The organism is Cerasibacillus terrae (assembly GCF_008039555.1).
GTDB classification, from domain to species: Bacteria; Bacillota; Bacilli; order Bacillales; family Amphibacillaceae; genus Cerasibacillus; species Cerasibacillus terrae.
This window is the reverse complement of sequence record NZ_VDUW01000012.1, coordinates 12,873-37,763: the sequence shown is the minus strand read 5'-3', so window position 1 is coordinate 37,763 and position 24,891 is coordinate 12,873. Positions and strand designations below refer to the sequence as shown.

28 protein-coding genes and 3 pseudogenes are annotated in these 24,891 nt (G+C 34.8%); 25 read left to right on the top strand and 6 right to left on the bottom strand.

What is annotated here, in order from left to right:
• The first annotated feature begins 32 nt into the window (after positions 1 to 32).
• The 9 genes and pseudogenes from FHP05_RS13470 (at position 33) to FHP05_RS15410 (ending at position 7,170) form a co-directional block, all read left to right on the top strand.
• The gene (locus tag FHP05_RS13470) at positions 33 to 677 is read left to right on the top strand and encodes a YesL family protein (RefSeq protein ID WP_147669178.1); all 645 of its coding nucleotides are present in this window, start codon (positions 33 to 35) and stop codon (positions 675 to 677) included.
• A gap of 27 nt (positions 678 to 704) precedes the next feature.
• Positions 705 to 1,442 (top strand): glycerophosphodiester phosphodiesterase, encoded by a 738-nt coding sequence (locus FHP05_RS13465; protein ID WP_210766938.1) that lies wholly within the window; start codon positions 705 to 707, stop codon positions 1,440 to 1,442.
• Positions 1,443 to 1,494: 52 nt separating this feature from the next.
• Positions 1,495 to 2,217, top strand: coding sequence for a ThuA domain-containing protein (locus FHP05_RS13460; RefSeq protein ID WP_191126356.1), 723 nt, complete (start codon positions 1,495 to 1,497; stop codon positions 2,215 to 2,217).
• A 49-nt stretch (positions 2,218 to 2,266) separates the two neighbouring features.
• Positions 2,267 to 2,562 (top strand): annotated as a pseudogene (locus tag FHP05_RS13455) (IS4 family transposase); the annotation flags it as partial.
• Between the two features lie 400 nt (positions 2,563 to 2,962).
• Positions 2,963 to 3,970 carry a Gfo/Idh/MocA family protein gene (locus FHP05_RS13450; RefSeq protein ID WP_147669171.1) on the top strand — a complete coding sequence of 336 codons (1,008 nt, stop codon included), beginning with the start codon at positions 2,963 to 2,965 and terminating at the stop codon, positions 3,968 to 3,970.
• The gene (locus tag FHP05_RS13445) at positions 3,970 to 4,941 is read left to right on the top strand and encodes a Gfo/Idh/MocA family protein (RefSeq protein WP_147669168.1); all 972 of its coding nucleotides are present in this window, start codon (positions 3,970 to 3,972) and stop codon (positions 4,939 to 4,941) included. Before FHP05_RS13450 ends, FHP05_RS13445 begins: the two co-directional genes overlap by 1 nt.
• A gap of 11 nt (positions 4,942 to 4,952) precedes the next feature.
• Positions 4,953 to 5,804, top strand: coding sequence for a sugar phosphate isomerase/epimerase family protein (locus tag FHP05_RS13440; RefSeq protein ID WP_147669165.1), 852 nt, complete (start codon positions 4,953 to 4,955; stop codon positions 5,802 to 5,804).
• Between the two features lie 452 nt (positions 5,805 to 6,256).
• On the top strand, positions 6,257 to 6,478 hold the full coding sequence (locus FHP05_RS13435; protein WP_147669162.1) for a hypothetical protein: 222 nt from the start codon (positions 6,257 to 6,259) through the stop codon (positions 6,476 to 6,478).
• A 362-nt stretch (positions 6,479 to 6,840) separates the two neighbouring features.
• Entirely contained in the window at positions 6,841 to 7,170 is a 330-nt protein-coding gene (locus FHP05_RS15410; protein ID WP_191126355.1) for a hypothetical protein, read from the top strand.
• Positions 7,171 to 7,565: 395 nt separating this feature from the next.
• On the opposite strand, the gene FHP05_RS13425 is transcribed toward FHP05_RS15410, so the two are convergent.
• The 3 genes from FHP05_RS13425 to FHP05_RS13415 form a co-directional block, all read right to left on the bottom strand.
• Positions 7,566 to 8,618 (bottom strand): Gfo/Idh/MocA family protein, encoded by a 1,053-nt coding sequence (locus tag FHP05_RS13425; protein WP_147669159.1) that lies wholly within the window; start codon positions 8,616 to 8,618, stop codon positions 7,566 to 7,568.
• 85 nt (positions 8,619 to 8,703) lie between these two features.
• The gene (locus FHP05_RS13420) at positions 8,704 to 9,537 is read right to left on the bottom strand and encodes a sugar phosphate isomerase/epimerase family protein (RefSeq protein WP_147669156.1); all 834 of its coding nucleotides are present in this window, start codon (positions 9,535 to 9,537) and stop codon (positions 8,704 to 8,706) included.
• A 766-nt stretch (positions 9,538 to 10,303) separates the two neighbouring features.
• Positions 10,304 to 11,436 (bottom strand): IS3 family transposase gene (locus FHP05_RS13415; RefSeq protein ID WP_147669153.1). Its coding sequence is split into 2 segments (ribosomal slippage): positions 10,304 to 11,187 and positions 11,187 to 11,436, totalling 1,134 coding nucleotides; the frame shifts between segments, so codons are not numbered across the junction.
• A 78-nt stretch (positions 11,437 to 11,514) separates the two neighbouring features.
• Here FHP05_RS13415 and FHP05_RS15610 point away from each other — a divergent pair.
• Positions 11,515 to 11,634 (top strand): annotated as a pseudogene (locus tag FHP05_RS15610) (spore coat protein); the annotation flags it as partial.
• 377 nt (positions 11,635 to 12,011) lie between these two features.
• On the opposite strand, the pseudogene FHP05_RS13405 reads toward FHP05_RS15610, so the two are convergent.
• Positions 12,012 to 12,461: pseudogene (locus tag FHP05_RS13405) on the bottom strand (ferritin-like domain-containing protein); the annotation flags it as partial.
• A gap of 244 nt (positions 12,462 to 12,705) precedes the next feature.
• Here FHP05_RS13405 and FHP05_RS13400 point away from each other — a divergent pair.
• From FHP05_RS13400 to FHP05_RS13335, 14 genes are all read left to right on the top strand, one after another.
• Entirely contained in the window at positions 12,706 to 13,515 is an 810-nt protein-coding gene (locus FHP05_RS13400) for a cupin domain-containing protein (RefSeq protein ID WP_144925628.1), read from the top strand.
• Positions 13,516 to 13,856: 341 nt separating this feature from the next.
• Positions 13,857 to 14,408, top strand: coding sequence for a sulfurtransferase TusA family protein (locus FHP05_RS13395; RefSeq protein WP_147669150.1), 552 nt, complete (start codon positions 13,857 to 13,859; stop codon positions 14,406 to 14,408).
• Positions 14,409 to 14,420: 12 nt separating this feature from the next.
• On the top strand, positions 14,421 to 14,816 hold the full coding sequence (locus FHP05_RS13390; protein WP_147669147.1) for a DsrE/DsrF/DrsH-like family protein: 396 nt from the start codon (positions 14,421 to 14,423) through the stop codon (positions 14,814 to 14,816).
• An 83-nt stretch (positions 14,817 to 14,899) separates the two neighbouring features.
• Positions 14,900 to 16,027: an MBL fold metallo-hydrolase gene (locus FHP05_RS13385; protein ID WP_088051602.1), complete on the top strand. Its 1,128-nt coding sequence runs from the start codon at positions 14,900 to 14,902 to the stop codon at positions 16,025 to 16,027.
• Between the two features lie 32 nt (positions 16,028 to 16,059).
• A complete protein-coding gene (locus tag FHP05_RS13380) occupies positions 16,060 to 16,287 on the top strand; it encodes a sulfurtransferase TusA family protein (protein ID WP_088051601.1) in 228 nt (75 codons plus the stop codon).
• 63 nt (positions 16,288 to 16,350) lie between these two features.
• Positions 16,351 to 17,130, top strand: coding sequence for a sulfite exporter TauE/SafE family protein (locus FHP05_RS13375; RefSeq protein ID WP_147669144.1), 780 nt, complete (start codon positions 16,351 to 16,353; stop codon positions 17,128 to 17,130).
• A 58-nt stretch (positions 17,131 to 17,188) separates the two neighbouring features.
• Positions 17,189 to 17,485 (top strand): rhodanese-like domain-containing protein, encoded by a 297-nt coding sequence (locus FHP05_RS13370; RefSeq protein WP_147669139.1) that lies wholly within the window; start codon positions 17,189 to 17,191, stop codon positions 17,483 to 17,485.
• A gap of 11 nt (positions 17,486 to 17,496) precedes the next feature.
• Positions 17,497 to 19,191 carry an FAD-dependent oxidoreductase gene (locus FHP05_RS13365; protein WP_147669137.1) on the top strand — a complete coding sequence of 565 codons (1,695 nt, stop codon included), beginning with the start codon at positions 17,497 to 17,499 and terminating at the stop codon, positions 19,189 to 19,191.
• Positions 19,192 to 19,403: 212 nt separating this feature from the next.
• Positions 19,404 to 19,760 (top strand): rhodanese-like domain-containing protein, encoded by a 357-nt coding sequence (locus FHP05_RS13360; RefSeq protein WP_144925637.1) that lies wholly within the window; start codon positions 19,404 to 19,406, stop codon positions 19,758 to 19,760.
• Positions 19,750 to 20,010 carry a metal-sensitive transcriptional regulator gene (locus tag FHP05_RS13355; RefSeq protein WP_088051596.1) on the top strand — a complete coding sequence of 87 codons (261 nt, stop codon included), beginning with the start codon at positions 19,750 to 19,752 and terminating at the stop codon, positions 20,008 to 20,010. The genes FHP05_RS13360 and FHP05_RS13355 overlap by 11 nt, the downstream gene beginning before the upstream one ends.
• Positions 20,011 to 20,190: 180 nt before the next feature.
• Positions 20,191 to 20,550, top strand: a complete 360-nt coding sequence (locus FHP05_RS13350) for a rhodanese-like domain-containing protein (RefSeq protein WP_144925640.1) — start codon at positions 20,191 to 20,193, stop codon at positions 20,548 to 20,550.
• Between the two features lie 15 nt (positions 20,551 to 20,565).
• Positions 20,566 to 20,865: a rhodanese-like domain-containing protein gene (locus FHP05_RS13345; protein WP_088051594.1), complete on the top strand. Its 300-nt coding sequence runs from the start codon at positions 20,566 to 20,568 to the stop codon at positions 20,863 to 20,865.
• Between the two features lie 30 nt (positions 20,866 to 20,895).
• Entirely contained in the window at positions 20,896 to 21,282 is a 387-nt protein-coding gene (locus FHP05_RS13340) for a DUF302 domain-containing protein (RefSeq protein ID WP_088051593.1), read from the top strand.
• Between the two features lie 51 nt (positions 21,283 to 21,333).
• Entirely contained in the window at positions 21,334 to 21,570 is a 237-nt protein-coding gene (locus FHP05_RS13335; RefSeq protein ID WP_144925649.1) for a glutaredoxin family protein, read from the top strand.
• Positions 21,571 to 22,099: 529 nt separating this feature from the next.
• On the opposite strand, the gene FHP05_RS13330 is transcribed toward FHP05_RS13335, so the two are convergent.
• A complete protein-coding gene (locus FHP05_RS13330) occupies positions 22,100 to 23,101 on the bottom strand; it encodes a replication-relaxation family protein (RefSeq protein ID WP_144925651.1) in 1,002 nt (333 codons plus the stop codon).
• 454 nt (positions 23,102 to 23,555) lie between these two features.
• Between FHP05_RS13330 and FHP05_RS13325 the strand changes: the two genes are divergently transcribed.
• Positions 23,556 to 24,329: a hypothetical protein gene (locus FHP05_RS13325; RefSeq protein ID WP_147669134.1), complete on the top strand. Its 774-nt coding sequence runs from the start codon at positions 23,556 to 23,558 to the stop codon at positions 24,327 to 24,329.
• Here FHP05_RS13325 and FHP05_RS15405 read toward each other — a convergent pair.
• A complete protein-coding gene (locus FHP05_RS15405) occupies positions 24,321 to 24,518 on the bottom strand; it encodes a hypothetical protein (RefSeq protein ID WP_191126354.1) in 198 nt (65 codons plus the stop codon). The two genes, FHP05_RS13325 and FHP05_RS15405, sit on opposite strands and share 9 nt — an antisense overlap.
• Between the last annotated feature and the right edge of the window lie 373 nt (positions 24,519 to 24,891).

The window sequence follows — 24,891 nt, the reverse complement described above, 5'->3', positions numbered from 1 at the left end:
CTTTCAGTTTTTAAAATTTTGAATGGAAAGGCATGACTAGGATGGAAGGATTATTCATAGGTGTTTATCGCATCGGAGAATGGGTTGCAAGGTTGGCATATATAAATTTTCTATGGATGATGTGTACGATTATAGGATTAGGTTTATTTGGTTTTTTTCCTGCAACTGCAGCGAGCTTTGCTGTGTTTCGTAAATGGTTTTTGGATGAAGATAAAGACTTTTATATTGGAAAGACATATTGGGGTTATTTTAAAGAAAATCTTAAAACAGCGAACATACTCGGGTATATGCTCTTATTAATAGGGCTATTTCTTTACTTTGATTTGAGGTTTTTCCAGACAGCCATAAGTCATCCGATATTTTCGTTAATCAGTGCAGTATTTTTAGTATTGATATTTTTATTTTTTATCGTCCTTCTAATCATTTTTCCGATATTTGTACACTACGATTTTAAAATGAAAGACTACCTTAAATATTCCTTGATTCTTATTATTGGACACCCATTCCATACTGCAAAAGTACTTCTAAGTTTTATTGTAGTGTATTTGATATATAGTCATATTCCAATACTTTTCTTCATGTTTGGCAGTAGTATACTTTTCGGTGTTCTGATGTGGGTTTCTTGTTTAGCATTCCCAAAAGAAGAGATTACCGTAGAAAAGGTTGGACAAAATTAATAGGTATTATATAAGGAGATTTTGAAAATGACAGAGATATTTGCACATAGAGGAAGTTCAGGAACTTTTCCTGAAAATACTTTTGCTGCGTTTAAAGAGGCGGAAAAAGTTGGTTCTGATGGGATAGAAATTGATGTTCATTTAACTAGGGATGATGAAATAGTAATTATACATGACAAGACTGTTGACCGCACAACAAATAGTACAGGTTTAGTAAGAGAATATACTTTAGCAGAAATAAAGAAATTAGATGCAGGATCATGGTTTTCTGTGGAAAATAAAGGTGAGAAAATTCCCACTCTGAAAGAGCTATTAGATTGGATGCAAGGAAATTCGATTACATTGAATATTGAACTAAAAAATGTAACTATACAATATCCTGATTTTGAAAAAAGGATAATTAATGAAATAGAAGAAAGTGGTTTAGAAGATAGAATAATTATTTCTTCATTTAATCACTATGCACTTAAGCGAGTGAACGAGTTGAACCCAAAGATAGAATCTGCCATTTTATATGCACAGCAGTTATTTGAACCATGGAATTATGCTAAGAAACTAGGTGCGAGAGGATTACATCCGCATGACCCTAAGACTGATTTAGAAACGATAAACATTGCACAGCAGAACGGTTTTCCAGTTAGGATATATACAGTAAATAATGAAGAAAGAATGAAAGAATTAATAGATCGAGGTTGCTCTGCTATAATATCGGATTACCCAGAAAAAGCTTTACGAATAAAAGAAACACTTCGAGTGAAAAACTAGATTAAAAATGAAGTGAATAGACATATAGTATGAATAAAGGGAGTTTTGAATATTGAAAGTTATAGTTTGGAATGAAAATAGACATGAAAAAGTAAATCCAGAGGTTTCTGCCATCTATCCAAATGGAATACATACGACTATTGCTGATTTTCTTAAGGAAGAAGGTCATCAACTTACAATAGCTACACTAGATGAAGAAGATCATGGATTGACAGATAAAGTATTAAAAGAAACGGATGTCCTTATATGGTGGGGACATAAAGCGCATGATGAGGTAAAGGATCATATTGCAGAAAAAGTAAAAGAACATGTATTAGATGGCATGGGCCTTATTGTACTGCATTCTGCTCATTTTTCCAAACCATTTATAAAATTAATGGGAACAACATGTGATTTAAAGTGGAGAAAAGCAGATGAAAAGGAAAGGTTATGGGTGGTAGATCCTTCCCATCCGATTACAGAAGGTCTCGAGAAGGAATATATAGAATTAAACAAAGAAGAGATGTACGGTGAATACTTTGACATCCCTAAGCCAGACGAATTAATTTTCATTAGCTGGTTTGAAGGCGGGGAAGTGTTCCGGAGTGGAGCTACTTTCAAACGAGGAAAAGGAAGAATATTTTATTTTCGTCCAGGGCACGAAACCTATCCTACTTATAATAACAAGGAAATTCAACAGGTGATAAAAAATGCTGTGAAGTGGGCAAAAAGTCCCGGCACATTAACTCCGATGTTTGGAAAGAGCCAACCACTAGAGAATTTTAAAAGCAAATAAAAATATCCAGTGTAAATAGACTCTAAAGAACGAATGCTATGAAAATAGTCTCGACTCAACTACACTGCCCTTGAATTTAATCAATCATTGATGGGATGAATTTCGAAAAAAAGCAGGTTGGAATGTGCATCTAAAACTCGTAGTTATGGAAAAAGGATTATCTTATCTTGAAAAATCCGTTATCACGAATATGAAAGAACATGACCGTAACCAGCTTGAAATATTAGACGTTGACAAAGAATGTATGTATTTGACCGTGTTTATTTGGATTATGAGCGCTTTTATCACATGACGGATGATGGTTACTTTTTTCTTTCAAGACTACGAAAAAATGCGTTTATACAAGAAGAAGCAAAGGAACTATTCCTTACTGATGTTGAGGGAGAATTATCTGTATACTTCACATATCCAGGAGGATTTTACCCGTCATTCGTTACATCAGAGTGTTTTAACGGGTTTGAAAATACAGATATGTCACAGGAAGCTGTAGAAAATCTTGAGCATTATTGGATTGATGAAATGGCTGACCAATTTATTACTAGACAGATACCTTTCACTGAATGGGATACCTATGTAGAGAAAATCAATGAAATGAATTTAGAAGATTATATGAGTATCCAGGAATCAGCATTTGAACGCAAGAACAAGAGTAAATGAATAGTCTTTGAAAGTCAAGGAGAACGGATCATTCCATCCGTTCTGACAGCTTTATTATAAATACATAATGCACAGAGGAGAATTGACTATGTTAAACATATTAGTAATTGGTGCAGGAACAATGGGAAGAATGCATGCAGGTTCTTTTGCAAAAATGAAATGTGTATCGTTAGTAGGAATTGTAGACACTGACTTGAATAAAGCTGCTAAACTGGCAGACCAATTAGACACAAAAGCTTTCCGTACATATGAAGAAGCAGTGCAGCAATCTCTTGTTATTGATGCAGTATCTATTTGCGTACCTACCCCAGTACATAAAGAGTTCCTTCTGAAAGCAGCAGATGATAAAAAACATATTATTTGTGAAAAACCTTTAGCTAGAACCTTAACCGATGCAAAAGAAATGATAATGTATTGCAGTGAAAGAGACGTTAAGTTATTTGTTGGGCATGTAGTAAGGTTTTCCCCCGAATATATCAAAGCAAAGCTTGCAGTAGAAAAAGGTGTAGTAGGAAAACCGGCCGTTGTACGTACATCAAGAGGCGGGAAATTCCCAGTTGCTTCTAATGATTGGTACACTGCTTATGACAGCAGTGGAGGATTGGTTCTTGATCTACTTATTCATGATTTTGATTTTTTAAGATGGTGCTTTGGAGAAGTGGAACGGGTATATGCTAAGAGCAGCAGAGGAAGGGTTTATGAAAGATTGGAATATGCATTAGTTACTTTACGCTATAAAAGTGGGGTTATTGCCCATGTTGAAGGTTCGTGGGCACACCAAAAGTTCACAACAAAGTTTGAAATAGCAGGAACGGAAGGGATTATTGATTATGATAGTTCGAAGGTTGTCTCCGTGCTAACAGGTCAGAATCAAAGTAATTCAGGTGGAGGAGCGGCTGTGCCAGAAAGTCCTTTAGAAGAAAGCTCATATTATAGAGAATTAGAGCATTTTGTCCATTGTATAAAAACAAATGATGATCCCGTAATTTCTGCTGCAGATGCGTATAAAGCGATGGAAATTTCAATGGCAGTTTTAGAATCAATTGAAACTGGAAAAGCAGTGACGTTGAATAACAATGTAAAGGAGCTTATCTAATGAGAGTTGGAATAATTAGTTTTGCTCATGGACATGCATACAGTTATACAAATACTCTAGCAGAATTAGAAGGAGTAAAAATAGCTGGAATAGCAGATGAAAATGAAAATCGGGGAATAAAAGCGGCAAAACAATTTAATACAAAGCACTATTTGAAATATGAAGATCTATTAAATGAGCCGATTGACGCGGTCATCATCACTTCTGAAAATAGTAACCATTATAAGCATGTGAAAGCAGCAGCGAAAAAAGGAATACATATTTTATGTGAAAAACCATTGGCACATAATCTTAAAGATGCACAAGCAATCATTGAAGTATGCAATGAGCACCAGGTGATACTACAGATGGCATTCCCAGTCCGTTTTAATACACCAGTAATGAAAGGGAAGGAAATTATTGATAGTGGGCAGTTAGGAAGGTTGATTGCGATAAAAGCAACGAATCGAGGTACGAATCCAGCTGGCTGGTTTGCGGACCGTTCAAAATCCGGTGGTGGAGCGGTTATTGACCACACGGTCCATGTAGTAGATATTATGCGCTGGTACATGGGGGCGGAGGTTAAGGAAGTATATGCTGAAGTAGGTAATTTAATATCAGAACTTAATATTGATGATAGTGGAATGCTGACAATGGAATTTGATAATAATGTATTTGCAACATTGGATTGCAGCTGGTCAAGAAATAAAGGTTATCCTACATGGGGCGATGTAACATTAGAAATTATTGGTACAAATGGTACTTTGACGATTGACGCGTTTGGACAAAAAAATAATGTCTATAACAATGAAAAGGTTTATTGGGATTTTTGGGGAGATAATATGAACAAAAAATTAATTATAGATTTTATTTCGACAGTTCGTGAAGGGAAACGTCCGTCGATAACAGGAGAAGACGGATTAAAGGCACTAGGTGTTGCGATTGCAGCATATGAATCATCAGAAAAGAATGAACCGATAAAGCTGAAATAAGGAGGTATCCAATGTTAAAGGGAATAAATCAGTGGTGCTATCCGAAAGGGACGCCACTGGAAAAGGTATTTGAATATAGCAGAGATGCAGGATTTGATGCAGTTGAATTAAACTTAAATGCTACTGGTGATGTAGGGATAACTGTAGACACGACGATCAACGAGGCCAAAGAAATCGTCAAGCTAGCTTCTTCCTATCAATTAGAATTACGCAGTCTTTCCACAGGATTACTGTGGGATTTTCCACTTTCGGATGCAAGTGAAAGTATACGAATGCAAGGAAGAAACATAATAAAAAAACAAATTGAAATAGCGAGAGTGATGGGATTAGATACCATACTCGTTGTCCCAGGTACAGTAAATGAAAGCACGTGCTATGCAGATTGCTATAACAGAAGTCAGGAAGAATTAAAGAAACTAATACCTTTTGCAGAAGAATATCAAGTGAATATGGGTATTGAAAATGTCTGGAATAAATTTTTATTATCACCACTTGAAATGGCGACTTACATTGATGAACTAGATTCTGATTATGTAGGTGCATATTTCGATGTGGGGAATGTATTGCAGTTTGGCTATCCGGAACAATGGATTCGGACTTTAGGAAAACGGATAAAAAAGATACATGTAAAGGACTTCAGAATGTCTGTCGGAAATATTACTGGATTTGTTCCTCTGTTTGCAGGTGATGTGAATTGGGAAGAAGTGTATAAGGCGTTAACTGCAATTGGATATGACGATACACTTACAGCAGAATTAACTCCATATAAGATAGCACCCAATTTATTAGCAGAAGATACTGCACGGCAGATTGATAGGATAATAAAGACAGACATTTGCACATGGATTAGAAATATTAGGTGATAAACTTTGTTAATGTTTTGATGGGGCGAACCCGACTATTGTATTGAAAAAGATCAAACAAGAACCCATCATTTGCTGCAAATCAATCACAGCTTACAAGCAAAGTCATTAACATAAAAGAGTTTAATGAAAAGGTGAAAGAAGAACAAATGTTAAAATAGTAACATCTTATCGTCTAATAATTATTTATGTTATAGAAATAACAATAATTTGTAAACGGGGGAGTGGCATGAGGCGTGGTACATTTAAGTTAATGAAATAAGTAAATAGATTACTGACCTTAAATAAAATTAGAACAGCAGAGACTAAAATAAAGACAGGAAATTTTAGAAGTAGTAAAGAAAAATGAATATATTGATTTATCACCATCGCAGATTGTGCCGAAGCTAGCCGACTAAGAAATCTACATTGCTTCTGAATCAAGTTTCTATAGTGTACTGCGTGAAGAAAACATGCAGCACCATCGTGGAAGAAGCAAAAAATCTAGCCAAAGAATATCTGAAAGTCATATAGTAACCGTACCAAGTCAAGTATGGACAATGAATATTACTTGGCTAGATGGCCCTGTTTTAGGTCTTTATTATCGCCTATATTTAATTATTGATTTATTTATCCGTAAAACTGTTGGTTGGGAAGTATGGGAAACAGAACTGCCAAAACATGCGAAGATATAATTAAAAAGTCCGTCATAAAGGAAAAAGTTCAAAGAAAACCATTGCTCTTACATTCCGATAATGGCAGTCCAATGAGGGCAGCCACATTTCAAGCTATGTTGGAAACGTTAGGAATTTAACGATATTATTTACGACAACTATATTGACAAACATTGAAAATCGCCTGTCTAACAGCGCCTGAATCATATAAAGATCTTGTGCAGTTTTTGAAAAGTTTTTGTTTTTACTGACGATACTAAAAGTATGGTGTAAATCTAAAATTTCCCTCATATAAATTCGCCTAATAGCAGGTATTATAATTATTATTTTTACTTATATCATGAATCGCAGGTTTTCTAAAAATAGGAAGTTTGAAATTAGCGATGAATCATTATTTTTCTTTATATGGGGGAGAGATTATTTTTGCAAGAGCAGTGGGAATAATAGCCAGGGGGCTACGTGTACCTTTTATAAATGAAGGTGATCATTTTTATTTAGAGGAATTTGTTGTAGAAACTGTCTTACATGCGGCAGAGACGGAAGGATACCCAAATGAGGATCGTGACATTGAGACGATTACAGAGTCGGTTGTGGACTGCACGCTACCCCAGCGTTTGAAGACGATTTTGCGACTTTCACGCAATCAATCGCAATATCAATTGTTCCCATTTCTTCATCAGCAATTTGCACTTTATAGCTGTCACCCCGGCTGAACCATTCTTTATTCGCTGTTTCAAGCACCTCACCATTCTGAAGAATATCAAAATTCATATCCCACCAGCTGCCTTGTACTTCAATATCTGCTGATTCAATGGTATATTTTGGCTTCAGGAAGGTAAGCTCCTTCTTAATCTATAACACTTTTTTCCGTTCACTTCTACACGGAACTAAATGTGTTTTTTCGTAATATGAGCAATCTCCTCTTCGTTTTTTATTGTGAATTTTACTACTATGCTGAAGACCTTTGCTGAATAAATAGTTGTCGCATGTAGATTCCACCTTTTTTTCTGTATATTGTAGTACGTGTGGGCCGGTGGAATAGTTTCTTATTTATGCAAAAGTTTAATATAAATCTAGCAGAATATAATTATAAATCTTTAAATTAAATTTATAATAAGATTTCTCTGCTTGTTTCTGCTGATTTATACACTGCATCTAAGATTTTCATGATTTGCACTCCATCGGAAACAGGTGCAATATTCTCTTCACCATATAAGCAACTTGCTACAAAATGATTTATTTCATTTTCAAATCTTTCTTCCATATGATTATTATTTTGATTAATTTGGGGTTCAATGTTTAAAATAGTTTGATGTTTTTCAGTAACAATCTTTAATTCAGGCTCTACTTCAGCTCCACCTTTATCACCATAAAGTTTTAGACTAAATTCATTTTTCAATGTATGCAAAGTAAAACTTACATCTATGAAAAGTGAAGCCCCATTTTCAAACCGAATAAGTGCATTTGCTAAATCTTCTACGTCGTTTTTACCAGCATCATAATCTGCAGCTTTGTAAAAAGATAAGTTCTCAATGTTGTTGCGGTTTCCTAATTTATAATATGTATTTCCAGTTACTGAAATCGGACGTGGTTTCCCCATCAGATACCAAGATAAATCAATCACATGAACCCCTAAGTCGATAAGAGGGCCCCCACCTGATTTAGATTTATCACTAAACCAGCCTCCTGGATTACCAAGTCTTCGTAAATAGGATGCTTTTGCGTAATAAATGTCTCCTAATTCATCTTGGTCAATAAAACGTTTTAATACTTGTTCATTTCTACCAAAACGTCGAACAAAACCTACTTGTAAAACTTTTCCTGTTTTTTTTACTGCATCTTCCACTGCTAATGCCTCGCCAACCGTTATACTTAATGGTTTTTCTACTAATACATGTTTATTTGCTTCTAAAGCTTCAATTGCCATTGCAGCATGTGTGTTATTCCAAGTACAGATACTTACCGCATCAATTGTTTCATCTTGAAGCAGATCGTCAAAATTTGTATATGTCTTTGTTACACCATAGCTTGCAGACAATTCCTTTAATCTGCTTTTGTTTGCATCACATAAAGCAGTTATTTCCACTTCTTTATGTTTTTCGTAAGCTTTTAAATGAAGTCCCGAGATGGATCCTAAACCAACAACTCCAACTTTTAACATAATTACCTACACCCTTTTTAAATTATTAAGCATTATCACAACTGCTTCTAAACCTCAATAGACTTTGAAAAACTTTATTACTACTCTATTTTATTAGATTTCGCAGTCTTCTAACCGCTTCTTCATTCGAAGACTTTGGATCATCATGACCTTCATATTCTATTGATAGCCACCCATTATAATCAATATCTTTTAAACCATTAACAAGATAAGCCAAATCTACTTGACCATCACCTGGTACTGTTCCTATAAATTCAATACCTTTAATTGAATGAAAGCCTTTTAATGTTTCATTTTCTGTTTTTAATCTAAAATCTTTAAAATGAACATGTACTATTTCTTTTTTTAATTTTTCAAATGCTTCTAAGGGGTCTTCGTGGACAAGTAAAAAGTTTCCTGTATCAAATGTAGATTTTACGTAAGGGCTATTTACCTTTGCAATAATCTCTTTTATTTGCTCGCTCTTACCAGCCAAAAGACCATGATTTTCTATTGCTAAATATATTTGCGCACTTTTTGCGGCAACAGCTGCTTGTTGGAGGCCTTTTACAATCCGTTCTTGTCCTTCTTCATAAGTTAACTCATCATGTAAATCTCCACAAAAAACACGAACAATATTTGTTCCTAACTGATGGGCTACACGAATACCATCTTCAATTTTAGCTACTTCCTTTGCCCAATCATTATAAGAAGGTTTGGCAAAGTTATTGGTTACATCATATGCCGATACGGGAAAATTAAACCTTTGTAAAGCAGCTTTTACTTCTTTTATATTCTTTTCTTTATCGTCCCAGTAGATATCCAGGAGTTCAACCCCATCTAAAGAGATACGATTTGCATATTCAATAAAATCGATAACAGACCACTTTTCTTTTCTGACTATTTTATTTAAGCTGTACATACTTACACTGATTCTCACATTCGTACCCCTTACTTCGTTTAGACTAGAAACGTTTTTAGTTACAGTTTTCTTTTAATTAATTAACCTAGTTAATTTAATTTATTAAGGGTATCGTATCATTTTAATATTAAGTGATTATAAAGCTAGTTTAACTTTTTTGTAAATCATTCAGAATTCTATTTGTTATACTCCTTCAAGACTGGAGGATCTACGTCAATAATTTAGACACAAATAGTTTAAGTTTTTCTGTTTTGGTGTTTGTCAACATAGGTGTCGCATTTTCATAGTCCCCTCTTCGTTTTGCTAATATGTTTTTATATATATCATTAAGGCATAAGGCATTGTGTAAGTGTTACGAAATGGAGGCCATTATGTAGATGAATTTCGTTGTGCCAAGTCACAAACTTATTAGCCCATTTTCGCGCCTCTTCTAGGGACATGAAGCACTTATGTGGAAATGCTGTTCTATACTTAAGTGTGTGGAACATCGCTTCTGATTAAAGGTTATCATTACTTACCCTTGGTCTAGAAAATGAACTCTGTATGCCTAATGTTTCAAGTGGAATGTCAACACTAAACTAAACAATATTTTTAAGGAATATAAACGCTTTATGGTGTTGAATGAAATGCTCCTTCCTAAAAATAGAGTGCATCGTTTGTCACTTGACTTTGAGCCTCTACGGGCGTGATTTGATTGCCAGGACATCAGCTTATTAAAAACCGTGCTGGCTTGCCGAATAAGGCTATCACGCCCGCCACTCCAAGTAAAGTGGACGCATTGAAGTTAGATAGCGGTCTGTTCTAACTGATGCTGAAGCTTGTACTCCCTTGGTGTCAAATAGTCTAATGACTCATGAATACGAATGTTATTAAACCAATTGACGTAATCAAACAATTCGAGATCCAACTCTTCCTGACTAGAGAAAACTGTGCCGTTGACGAACTCTGTTTTAATTGTTTTAAAGGTTGCTTCAGCAACTGCATTGTCGTATGGCGTGCCTTTATGGCTTAATGATCTGTCGATGCCAAATGTAATTAGTGCTTCATCAATTAATTGATTTTTAAACTCACTTCCACGGTCTGTATGGAATAATTCAAGGTGATTTAAGTTGTATGGTACTGTCGCAAAGGCGCGTTGAACTAACTTTGCATCCTTGTGTCGACCAGCGCTGTGACCAATGATTTCACGGTTGTGTAGATCAACCAACACACAAATATAATGCCATCTTTGTCGCACTCGAACGTAGGTCAAATCACTTACAACTACTTTCAATGGCTGGTCCTGGGTAAATGCGCGGTTTAACACATTGCCAACGTCAGATTCATTTACAGTTGTCTTTTTAGGCTTAAACTGGGCAACTGTGTATTTAGAGACAAGTCCTTGGTCTTTCATAATTCTGCCAATGCGGCGGCGAGAGACCTGCCAGCCTTTCTTTTGAAGTTCTATTTTGATTTTCCGTTGTCCATAGACGCGTCTATTTTCCTTGAATATTTCCTTAATTAACTTGGTTAGTTCCTCTTCTTCTTTTGTATCACGTTCTTTCGCCTCATAATAGTAGGTGCTTCTAGGAATTTGCAGGACTTCGCACATTGCTGATACCGAGTATTTGTGTCGATTATTACGAATCACATCTACTTTCGTCCCATGATCAGCGCGGCTTGCTTTAAAATATCATTTTCCATGGCAAGCCTTTGGTTCTCTTTGCGTAACTTGATCAGTTCTTCCTGTTCTGGAGTACGATTGTCTCTTTCTTCAAAAGAACCAGATGAATGATACTGGCCAACCCATCTATCAAAAGAAAACGGTGTCAACTCGTATTCTTTAATAATCTCGGCTCTTGGTTTACCAGAAGCATGTAGCTGGACGATTTGTTCTTTGAATTCTTTTGAGAATGTTCTTCTTTTTCTTTTGGTCATGACTGACTCTCCTCCGACTTATTGTTGAGTTAAGTTTATATGACCTTAAAATATTTGTCTAACTAAGTGTAACCGATTCAATCTCGTCAAAGAACATTGTACAGTTATGCACTGCAAAAGGGATATTATCAACCAGCTGCACCTGCTTCAGAAGAAGTAGTCCAACAACTTAAATCACAATTAACACAAGAACAATAATACTTGTTTATATTAACTACTATGATACAGGAGTGCAATTAAAAATAAGCAGTTCAATTCATTCGTGTGTAAATTGAACTGCTTTTTTATTGAAATCAATGTTTATAATCAAAGTAACTGATATAACACTATATCATCAATGGAATTTGCAACTTGAGATATTAACATATATTCATTACCATAGTTTACTCAAGAAAATTTATATTAAAATAATTTGATAAGGTTTTTCAGCGGTAAATGGAAATTTAAAGCTACGTCAAGACCAACTTGTGGTTCATTAACGGAATAGACAGTATCCCACTTACGATGACTGATCCTGCTTAATAAAGAAGCTATCCATTTACCAATAACAAGTGAATTAACAAAGGATTTAAAAGTTACCAATTTAGTTTCGTGCGTGCAAGGCCCCTTTCAAATGCCGCTAGATGATTTATGGAAGCATTGCGCAGTTGGGTAAAGACTAATCGAACATCATTTGGAAGATTAGGGACTAAAAATTTTTCATACATCGAAATATTGTCTATCTCACCTTGTACACAAGTAGCGTATGCTGCCTTAATGTTTTCCGGAATAGTAATGAATGTGTACGATATATCTTCAGGTAGAGGAATCTGATAGCGATAAAAAAGGGGTAATAGTGCATTGATATGTCTTAATTCAGCATCCCTTATTTGCGCAAATGGACGAATATATCCAAAGGTTTCCAAAATATTATTGTATCTTGCTTGAGCTAAATACTCGTCTTGGAGGGCATAAGTCAACATTTGAGGCAAGGTTAATGTGGAGGCATTTAATGCTCCTGTTGCGCCGTAATTATCAATTTGTCGAAATGGATTAGAGTAATACAAATAGTTCTCCTCCCAGTACCTAAATTTTATTTATCTTATGCTCTATGTTGGGTTGTTGTTCAATTTTTAACACAGGGAAACAGGGAGCCATCATTTTTGTCTGCGCCTTTAATGAATAATATAAAAAAACTGCAGATAAACTTTAATAAACGTCAGTATACAAAAGTACATTTATTGAGCATGGTACATAGGATACATATGACAATAATGGAGGAGTGAGAAGATGTATTATCCACCTTATATGTATCCAAATTACTATGTAAGTGTTCCAATGCACCATGTTCGCCAACAGCCTATATATTGGGGTTACCCACAAGAAACAAAAATGGGGAGTATGTATCAACCAACGCAAATAGAAGAAAGAGCAAAAAATATGGCATTTAAAGATCAAGGGAAACAGCCATTCGTAATAAATATAGAGGAAGCTGCGGAAAGGAATCGCAACTTTCGCACGGCAATATGGACCGGAAGTCATTTACAGGTTACATTGATGAGTATTGGCGTTGGAGAAGACATTGGTTTGGAAGTCCATCCAGATGTAGATCAATTTCTACGTATTGAAGAAGGTCAGGGGATTGTTCAAATGGGTGACACCGAAAATAATTTGAACTATGAAAGAAGGGTTTCTGAAGATTATGCTATCATGGTTCCTGCTGGTAAGTGGCATAATTTAACAAACACTGGAAATAAGCCATTAAAGTTGTATACCATTTATGCGCCTCCAGAACATCCATTTGGAACGATTCACCAAACGAAAGCAGATGCAATGGCTGCGGAAGAAGGTGGTAATTCGGCCAATCCAACTTATTTTGGTAGAACTCCAGATGAATGGGTAAAGTACACAGAGTTTTTAGTGAAAGAAGGATTAGAAGACGTTAAGAGAGGAATAAATGCTACACATATCCTTCAAGAGTTTATTCTCATGGGAGTTCTCGTCGGAAAAGGCTATTCTCCTGAAAGAGCATATGAGACTGTAGAAGAATGGGAACGTACAGGTGAATCAAAACTTCTTCAGCAAAGTAAAAATATGTAATGCTTTCTTATTGTAAAAGGGAGTTTATCATTTTTGATGAAACTCCTTTTTGATTTTGTTTTAAAGAAAAATCAAAATGGATAATAATTTAAATTAAGTACTTTTCAATAGGCATCTATAAAAATTTAGATAACAAGGTTGACATTTTACTCTAGGGGGTATATTATTGGTCTTGTAATTGATTTTCAACAAGCTAAATCAATGGAAATTTATAAAAGGTATTCTGCAAACGTCGTTATCCATAACGACTAATTTATTGCTAAACATTATACCCATACAGGTATAATAAATGCAGAATCGTAAATTTTTTTGTTAAAAATAATACCGTGGGGGGTAAATGTATGATTCAAGCAAATCACCAATTAGATGCAAAAGGCTTAGCTTGTCCAATGCCAATTGTGAAAACAAAAAAAGCAATTACGGATCTTGAAGATGGTCAAGTATTGGAAGTTCAAGCTACAGACAAAGGATCTAAAGCTGATTTAGCAGCATGGGCAAGTACTGTTGGACACCAATATCTAGGAACATTGGAAGAAGGCGATGTTCTTTATCATTACATTCGCAAAGGCTCTAATGAACCAGAAGTGGAAAAAACATTTGAACACACTGTTTCACTTGATGAAATTGAATCAGGTGACGGTTTAATTTTAGATGTGCGTGAAGCAGCAGAATATGCATTTGGTCATATTCAAGGTGCAAAGTCCATTCCGATGGGTGAATTAGAATCACGCCTTGGAGAATTGGATAAAGAAGAAGAAATCTATGTAATCTGCCGTACAGGGAAACGTTCTGATTTGGCAGCACAACTATTAGCAAACAATGGTTATAAAAAAGTTTATAACGTTCTACCGGGTATGAATGAGTGGAACGGAAAAATAACAAAAGAAATCTAGGAGGAATTTATTATGTCAGAAAAAGTAGCTATTATCGCAGCAAACGGTGGAATGTTTGATGCATACAAAGTATTCAATATCGCAACAGCAGCAGCAGCTTCAGAAAAAGAGGTACAAATCTTCTTCACTTTTGAAGGACTAAACTTAATTCATAAACAAGCAATGCACGATTTAGAAATGCCAGCAGGAAAGGAACATTTTGCCGAAGGGTTTGAAAAGGCAAATGTTCCTACTATCCCACAACTAGTTGAGATGGCACAGGAACTAGGTGTTAAATTTATAGCATGTCAAATGACAATGGATGTTATGGGACTTACGAAAGAAGATTTCGTTGATGGTATTGAAGTTGGTGGAGCAGTAACATTCCTAGAATATGCAAAAGATGCATCACCAACATTAACTTTCTAATTAGATGATCAAACTTCATGCAGTGGGGAAATTCTCCACTGCAAAAAAATAATTAAAAATATACCTATGGAGGTAATTTAATAATGACAGTAAATAAATGGACTGCAGCAGAAGTTGCTCGAAAAGTAATTGATAACGAAGAATTATTTATTTTAGATGTTCGTAATCATGATGCATTTGAGGATTGGAAAATTGAAGGACATAAATTCGAGTATTTAAATATCCCTTACTTCGAATTATTAGATGGTGTAGAAGAGATTTTGCCTAAACTTCCAACAGATAAGGAAGTATTAGTAGTATGTGCTAAGGAAGGATCTTCCGTTATGGTAGCAGAAATGCTTTCTGAAGCTGGTCGTGAAGTTGCATATCTTGAAGGTGGAATGAAATCTTGGAGTAGTTATCTAGAACCAATTAAAGTTTCCGATTTAGAAAATGGTGGGGAGCTATACCAATTTGTTCGTTTAGGAAAAGGTTGTTTATCTTATATGGTAATTTCTGAAGGCGAAGCAGCTATTATTGATGCAGTGCGTTTCACGGATGTATTCACAAACTTTGCGAAAGAAAAAGGAGTAGAAATCAAGCACGTATTTGATACACACCTACACGCAGATCATATTTCAGGTGGACGTCATATTGCAGCGAATACAGGAGCAACTTACTATCTACCACCAAAAGATGCGACAGAGGTAGTGTTTGATTACACGCCACTTACAGAAGGATTAAATGTAAAAATTGGTGCATCTCAAATTGATGTAAATGCACTTTATTCACCGGGTCATACCATTGGTTCTACTTCATTTGTTATCGACAATCAGTTCTTGTTAACAGGTGATATTTTATTTATCGACTCCATTGGTCGTCCCGATTTAGCAGGACTTGCGGAAGATTGGGTAGGTGACTTACGAGAAACATTATATTCCCGTTATCGTGAACTAGCTGAAGACCTAGTGGTGTTACCTGCACATTTCATGATTATTGATGAGTCAAATGAAGATGGTACAGTGGCTAGAAGATTAGGTGATTTGTTTAAAGAGAATCATGGATTAAACATCGAGGATGAAGCGGAATTCCGTCGTACTGTTACAGATAACCTACCACCACAGCCAAATGCGTATGAACAAATTCGTCAGGTAAATATGGGGAAAATCACACCTAATAATGACGAACAAACAGAAATGGAAATCGGTCCAAACCGTTGTGCAGTTCGCTAATTAATCAATAGAAAAAAATGGGGGTAAATTAAATGGACATTACAAAAACATTAGATGCAAAAGGCTTAGCATGTCCTATGCCAATTGTAAAAACTAAAAAAGCAATGGATACGATTAACTCTGGTGAAGTACTTGAAGTACTTTTAACAGATAAGGGTGCTTTAAATGATATCCCAGCATGGGCTAAATCAGGTGGCCATACCGTATTAGAACAAAAAACAGAAGAGGATGTTCTGTACTTCTATATTCAAAAAGGATAAAGAAAACCAAATAGCGAGTAGCGTGAACTACTCGCTTTTCTAAATAAGAAAGAAGGTTTAGTAATGGATTTAACTTTTATCATCGTTGTGTTTGCAATTGGGTTTATTGGTTCCTTTTTATCCGGTATGTTAGGTGTTGGGGGTTCCATTATTAAATACCCAATGCTACTTTATATTCCCCCTTTATTTGGTCTAGTAGCATTCTCGTCCCATGAGGTTTCTGGAATAAGTGCAGTACAAGTACTGTTTGCTTCCATTGCAGGTGTATGGGCATATCGAAAAGGTGGATACCTAAACAAGCAGCTCATCATTTATATGGGTGGAGCTATCCTAATTGGGAGTTTAATTGGTAGTTTTGGATCGAGTTTCTTATCCGAGCAAGCAGTAAATGTTGTGTATGGTATTCTAGCTGTGATTGCAGCTGTAATGATGTTTGTACCAAAGAAACAAATGGACGATGTACCATTAAATGATGTTACCTTCAACAAGCCGCTGGCGGCAATATTAGCTTTAATTGTGGGAATAGCATCTGGTATAGTCGGTGCGGCAGGAGGTTTTTTACTTGTACCAATCATGCTTACGGTTTTGCACATTCCAACACGCATGACGATTGCAACAAGTTTAGCAGTAACGTTCATTTCTTCCATCGGGGGAAGTGTTGGTAAACTTGTTACTGGACAAGTAGATTATTGGCCAGCTGCTATTATGATTGTAGCAAGTTTATTAGCGGCACCACTTGGAGCTAAAGTAGGAAAGAGAATGAATACCCGAATTTTACAAGTGATATTAGCACTTTTAATTGCGGGTACTGCTATTAAAATTTGGATAGATATTTTGACTTAAATAATATTTTAAACCTTCTAGATACGAAAATAGACAATAATAAAGGAGATGCAGACTGATGAAAAGTATATCAGCAGTGGAGTTACATGAGAAAATAAAAAATGGAGAAAACGTCCATATTATAGATGTCCGGGAAGACGTTGAAGTTGCAGAGGGGAAAATTCCTGAAGCTAAACATATTCCTTTGGGGGACATCCCAAATTCTTTAGACAAAATAGATAAAAATAAACATTATTACATGGTTTGTCGTTCTGGTGGAAGAAGTTCAAGAGCATGTGAATTTTTAATCAATCAAGGATACAATGTTACGAATATGACTGGCGGAATGTTAGCGTGGCAAGGTGAAATAGAATAGGAGGCTTAAATATGGGAAAAAAAGTACTGATTGTTGGTGGGGTTGCTGGTGGAGCTTCTGTCGCTGCACGAGTCAGAAGATTAGATGAAAGTGCAGAGATTATTATGTTTGAAAAAGGTCCTCACGTATCCTTTTCGAACTGTTCGTTACCTTATCATTTAAGCGGTATTGTAGAAGATAGCGAAAAACTTGTTTTAATGTCTCCCGATATCTTTAAGAGTCGCTACAATATTGAAGCTAGGGTACAACAGGAAGTTATTCAAATTAATCGGGATAAGAAAACAATCACTGTAAAAGATTTGATCTCAGATAAAACATACGAAGAGGGCTATGATAAATTGGTGCTTTCCCCCGGTGCTTCACCTATTCGACCAAATTTAGAAGGCATAGACAATTCTAATGTTTTTACAGTACGTAACGTAGTCGATATTGAGAATATCAATTCATATATCAAGCAAAAAGGTATGAAGGATATCGCTGTCATTGGTGGTGGCTTTATTGGAGTAGAGGTTGCAGAAAATCTTAAACTTGCGAACTATAATGTAACCTTAGTTGAGTTTGCAAATCAAGTAATGGCACCATTTGATTACGATATGGCTCAAATCCTTCATAAAGAAATGGTGGATCACGGAGTTGAACTTATTCTAGATGATGGGTTAGCTAAAATTTCTGATGGATATATTACAACAAACTCCGGTAGGAAAATTGATGCGCAGGCAGTGGTATTAGCGATTGGTGTAAGACCTGAAACCAACTTGGCTAAGGAGGCAGGTCTTGAGATTGGAGAAACAGGAGCTATTAAAGTCGACTCCAATTACTTAACAAGTGATAGAGATATTTATGCAGTTGGGGATGCCATTGAAGTGTATCATCGTTTGTTACAAAAACAAACAAGACTAGCACTAGCCGGGCCAGCCCAAAAACAAGCCAGAGTGGCCGCAGACCATATGCATGGAATTCCAACTAGAAATATCGGTGTAATCGGATCATCATCCATCCACCTCTTTGATTTAAATGCAGCATCTACTGGACTTAATGCAAGAACAGCTGAGCAAGCAGGAATGATGTACGATTATGTTTACTTAATGCCGGGAGATAAAGTGGGACTCATGCCAGACAGCAATCCAATGCATTTTAAATTGGTTTATGAATATCCAACAGGTCGAATCTTAGGTGCGCAGGCAATTGGTAAAGGAAATGTAGATAAACGAATTGATGTTATTGCAACCATGATTACAATGAATGGTACGTTGGAAGATTTGAAAGATCTAGAATTGACCTACTCACCAATGCTAGGAACGGCTAAAGATGTCGTTAATCATGCCGCTTTAGTAGGGCTAAATCTACTAAAAGGCAGATACAAAGAAGTCAAAGTTTCCCAAGTTCGAGAACTGGTAGAAAGTAATGCTTTTATTATTGATGCACGAGAACAAGGTGAATATAATACAGGTCATTTTAAAAACGCAGTTAATATTCCTTTAAGTGAGTTTAGACAGAGACTTGATGAAATTCCAAAAGATCAACCTGTATACATTCACTGTCGTTCAGGTCAAAGAAGTTATAATATGGTAATGGCATTACAAAATTTAGGATATGAGAATGTATACAACATTTCTGGTTCCTATTTGGGTGTAAATCTTTATGAATACTTTAATGATTTAGTTACTGGTAGAGAAAGAATAGTAACGGAATATAATTTTAAATAGATTGACTTAAAATCTGAAGAATATTATTTAACAGTAATGAAACGGAGGTACATTATTTGGTGTATCCTCCATATATTTTCTATTCTTATGATGTGTATAAGTTTTGTTAAAGAAAGCAAAAGCGACTAATAGAAAATAATATTGAAATCTTGACAATATACCTTATGGGGTATATTATTGTTTATGTAATCCTTATTAAAAGGTGATCAATTATGATTATATATTTGCTAAGTGCGGTTATTGTTTTATTATGTTATGAATTATTTAGAAGGTACTTCCCAATTAAGGGGATAACTTGTAAAAATAGAATTGGCGAAAAGGATATCGTTATATTAGATTTAAGAGATTTCAACGAAAAAGGAACTTTAAAAAATGTGGCAATGCAGATACCTTACGCTTATTTGAGAAGACACTACAGTGAGATTCCGGATCAGTCACTTCATGTTGTTGCGAGTGATCGAATGGATATTAATCTAGGTGTGAGATTTTTATTAAGAAAAGGATATAGTGTTAGTAGTTTCGAGATTATAGGTTGTGCATGTAAAGGAGGAATAATAGATGGAGTATGATAAATCTGTTATAAATCGTTTAAAACGTATTGAAGGCCAAATTAGAGGCGTATTAAATATGATTGAGCAAAATAAAGATTGTAGGGAAGTAATCACTCAATTATCAGCATCGCGTACTGGTATTGATCGTACAATTGGATTAATTGTAAGCATGAATTTAGAACAATGTGTTCGAGAGAATATTGAAAATGGTGAAGACACGAAAGAACTTGTAAAAGAAGCAGTAAATTTATTAGTTAAAAGTAGATAAAGGTTCTAACAATTTTCTTACTAAAAGGAAATTTAACAGCCTTTTTCTTTTTAAATAAATTATACCCCTCTGGGTATATGGGTGAGTTGAAATCCTAATAGAAGTAATCAAATGAAACAATTAGAACAGAAGGTAAAATGACATCAGATAAAAGTTAAGAAAAGAGAAGGTGAAGGTAGAGTGGATATTATACAATGGATTTTTATTATTTTGATCGCACTCTTTGTGATCAATCGTTTTATTCCCAAAAAGGGCATTACGAATATAACTGTTCAAGAAGCAAAAGATAAAATTAAGGATAAAAGTGTTCAATTTATAGATGTCCGTACACCGGGTGAATATAAAGCAAATCATCACAAACCGTTTAAAAATATCCCACTTTCCAATTTGCCTAGCCAAGTAGACAAATTGGAAAAAGATAAAGAAGTTGTTGTTATATGTCAAAGCGGAATGAGAAGTGCAAAAGCAGCAAATATGCTGAAAAAACAAGGTTTCGAAAATATTTACAATGTAAAAGGTGGAATGAGTGCTTGGTATTAGAAAGGATGACAAGTGATGGCAAAACAAATAGCACCAGAAGAAGTAGCTAAACGTCTTCAAAATAGTGAAGAAGTATTCATAATTGATGTTCGTGAAAATGGAGAAGTAGCTAGTGGCAAAATTCCAAGTGCAAACAATATTCCTTTAGGTCAGCTTGCATTACGAAAAGGTGAACTAGACAAGGATAAGGCCTACGTGGTTGTTTGTCAATCTGGGAACCGAAGTAAAGCTGCCTGTGGAATACTTGAGGCATTAGGTTTCAAAGTTGAAGATATGGTCGGTGGAATGAATAATTGGAATGGAAATATTGAATAAAAACTAAGTAGATAGGAGTGAAATCAAAAGATGTTTCATTACACAATAGAGACAAACAAATCTATAGAAGATGCCATTAAGTCATTGGAAGTAAATTTAAAGGAAGAAAAGTTTGGTGTTCAGTGGCAGTTTGACATTAAGGAAACATTGCAAAAGAAGGGATATGAACTAGACCATCCATTTACTGTTTTAGAAGTATGTAACCCTATAGAAGCGCAACGTGTGTTGTCAACGAATCAGTTAATTGGATATTTCCTTCCATGTAAAATCGTTGTTTACGAGGATGATGAAGGGAAAACTAAGATAGGGCTACCAAAACCAACTGCTTTAATTCAAATGGTAGAAGATGAAGAATTACAGGAAATTGCAACCGACATTGAAGAAAGATTGATTGCCTGTATTGATAAAAGTAAGTAATCAAGTGAGATTCAATAGGGATTTTGAATTAATAAAAGAGGTTATGAACAAATGAATCAAACTGTCACAGTATATACATCAAGCTTCTGCCCAGTCTGCGGAATGGTAAAAAGCTTTCTAAACTCCTTTGATATCACTTATAAAGAAGTAATTGTAGACTTGAATCCTATAGCAAGGATGAAAGTGATAGGAAAAACGAAAAGATTAACGGTTCCACAAACCAATATAAATGGAGAGTGGATAAGCGGGTTTGATCCGGAGAGAATGTTAAAGATATTAATTAAATGATCTCGTACTACAACGAATACGTAAAGACAGTAAGGATATAAACATTCTTTACTGTTTTTTTGTGATATAAAAATAAAGTGATTTCAGCAAAAAGGCATTATTCTAGCTTTAATATTCTTCTAACAAGGGTAACTTTTATGTACAACATTAGAATTTAATACAGTGGCTTGTTAAATACAATATATGGTAACTATTAATAGTTACCAATATAAGATACTATGCAGAGTAATAGAACAATCAAGTTAGTGAAATGCAGTGCCAGTCAATGTTTGAGTTGGTATCTATTAATGGTTACCATTCATATGTTAATTGCTATTTTTATGTTAGTGATTATCAAATGAGTGTATTACTTTGAATAATGGTTACTATTAATCGTAACTAATAGTAAAAGTGAATAGAAAGGTGAGAGATGTAACTGAAGGGAAAGTGTTGATACGATAGTTTTTATTCATAGTATCCAATAATGGTTACCAATGATGTTTTATGTATCAGTCATTCCAAATGAATGACTGTGCGTGAAAAGCAATAATCAGTATTTACGTAGTGTTTTATATAATTGATTTACATTTAGTCCTAAAGGGTGAACGATAAGTTTTAAGCCGGATTCTTTTAGTCTCTTTATAACTGCTGAGTCTGACTTAAATCGTTGTAGTATATTTTTTGTTCTGCTAATTCCATCACTAAAACTGGAACGATTTGATAAGCTGTTATCGACAATAACAATATCCATGATATGAAGAACTTCTGGATTCTTTTCAGCAAGGATTGCGTATTTAAATAACTTTTGAGCTAGGGTTTCGATAGGCTCCGTTCCCATATCCATCTCAATGTTTATTATAGCGTCCCTTACTTCTGGTGTTCCTTTTAGTTTAATAATCCAGTCTGGTTTTACTATTGTCATCGTAGCTCCATTTAATTTATTGCGCGCTTTACTTCCTGTAGTCATATATTTTGCTATCTCCGCATGATATGCTCCGTTATTTTGTCGATGTAGATTTTTATGTTTTCTTACCCATTCGGTATATGGATACATTGCTGGTGAATAGGAAAATGAAGTTTGATTATAAATGATTGGATACTTTGTTTTATTTGTATTTGGATCTCTAATAGCTTTCTTATTAAAGGTTGTTAATATATTTAGTGCTGCTTGTTGTGTTGCAATAAAGTGCAACAAGTTTTTCTTTTGATTAAATTTATATATTTTGGGTTTGTTGTATGATTGGTCTAGAAGTCCATTTTCTATTAATACATCAACAGCCTTACTTCCGATAGCCAAGAATTTAAAACGTTCCCCTTCAAACCCCTTAGAATAATGTTCTGAACGAATTAGATGATAGTCCTCAAACTTTCTGATTCGATTTTTAAAACTATATTCTTTAATCCCTAGTTCGAATAAGTGTTTTGCAGCTTGATAGAATTGCTGCAAGGTTAATAACCGCTGTTGTTCTAAAAATGCCAATAACTTTAAATCTATATTAGTAAGTTCTAATCGTTCTCGTGCATTTTTCTTTAAGATGATTTTATCTTGCATTTGTTTTTTCTCCTTTCCCTTTCGGTGAATAATATTTGCTTGCCAGAACACTTTCAGGATCTTACTTTTCACTATTATTGTCAGCTATATAAAAGGTTGATTACGTGCAGGCTGTTTCAGTAAGTAATATACTTTTCCTGAATAATTAACTTAAACGCTGCTAATATTTATCTGTAACCTTGTTACTTGAGTGATTAAAAGGTATTGAAATGTGTTCTTTAAATAGTGTACTGTCAAATTTTGATATTTCTAGTCCTATAAAATAAAAGAAGTAAATTCAATAGTTAGTGGGTGTTTATAAAATAAAAGTAAAAAGACTTGCAATATAAAATCATCGTTGTATAATGATAGTCAAATAAATAAAATGATCGACTTTCTCACAACAAGGGAAAAACCCAAGAGGAAGTAGTGAAATATACACATAATTACGTGTATCTATTTTGCTACGTCTGTCTTGGGTTTTTCTCTTTTTTTATTTGGAAATCCAGATGGCAGACGTAGACGAGGAGATGATAATCAGGAAACAAAATTCAAATTATATTTGAAAACATATTTAGTGAAAGGGGAAAGTATTCAATTGCAAAAAATTAAAAAAGCTGTCATCAGAGAAGATTTAGTGGAATTAACAGGTAGTACAGAAGAAGCGGTGATTTTAGGTCAACTAATTTACTGGATTGATCGTATGAAAGATGCCGCTAAATATAAACTTGAAGAAAGAGAGCGCTTTGACAATCATTTAGCGGATTCTTTTAAACACGGTTGGATTTATAAAAAAGCTGAGGAGCTGGCTGAGGAAGTAATGCTTGGTGTGTCACCTAATACGATTCGAAAGTATTTGGGTAAAATAGTAGAAAAAAATTATGTTAAAAGAAGAAATAACCCTCGGTATAAGTGGGATAAGACATTACAATATCGTGTGAACTTGGTGAAAGTCATTTTAGATTTAAGTAATTTAGGATATCCAATAGATGATTACAAACAGTTATTACGAATGGAAGAAAATGATACTTCGAGTAAACAAACTGTTTCTCCGAATGTGGAAAAAAGTGATTCGAAGCTAAATGATTGCGCTGCAATACCAGAGATTACTACAGAGACTACTCCCAAAATTACTACAGAGACTTCTTCGTCAAGTGAATGGAATGAAGATGAATTAAATGTTTATGATTCGAATCAATTTGAATTAATTAGTAAAACCTACTTGAGTGGAATGTCAACACTAAACTAAACAATTTTTATAAGGAATAAACTTTGGAAAATAGTGCGTGTTTTTTATAACTTGACCTTGAGCCTCTGCGGGTATGATCTCCATGCCATACTGCCAGCTACTCAAAAAACTTGCTGGCATGCCGCAAAGGCTATTCCCTCCGCTTCCCCAAGGATTTTTGTATTTATTTATTGCCATAATGATTTTCAAATGTACCCTTTTGATAGCGCTCCCAGACTGTCCACCTCATTTAACTGGGAGATAAATAAACAGTTTAAGAAATTTGAGGATAGTGAGTTTTTTTATATAAAAATCTGTCAAGGAATAAATCATATTTCTCAGTCTCATTTGCTCCTCTTCGATGGTGTATATTCTAGAGCCTGCTTCCACAGTTACTTAAATCTTTCATTTTCTATGTTCTAGTTTTTCCCATTCTTGCCTTATTTCCATCCATGGCAACATCCAACACGTTTTTACCATTTCCAAAGTGTAAATAATGTAATTGTCAGAATAGATTGAAAACAATTCATAACGCGTGATATAATCGGTATGTTTGAGAGAATCTATTCTATAATCGATTTAC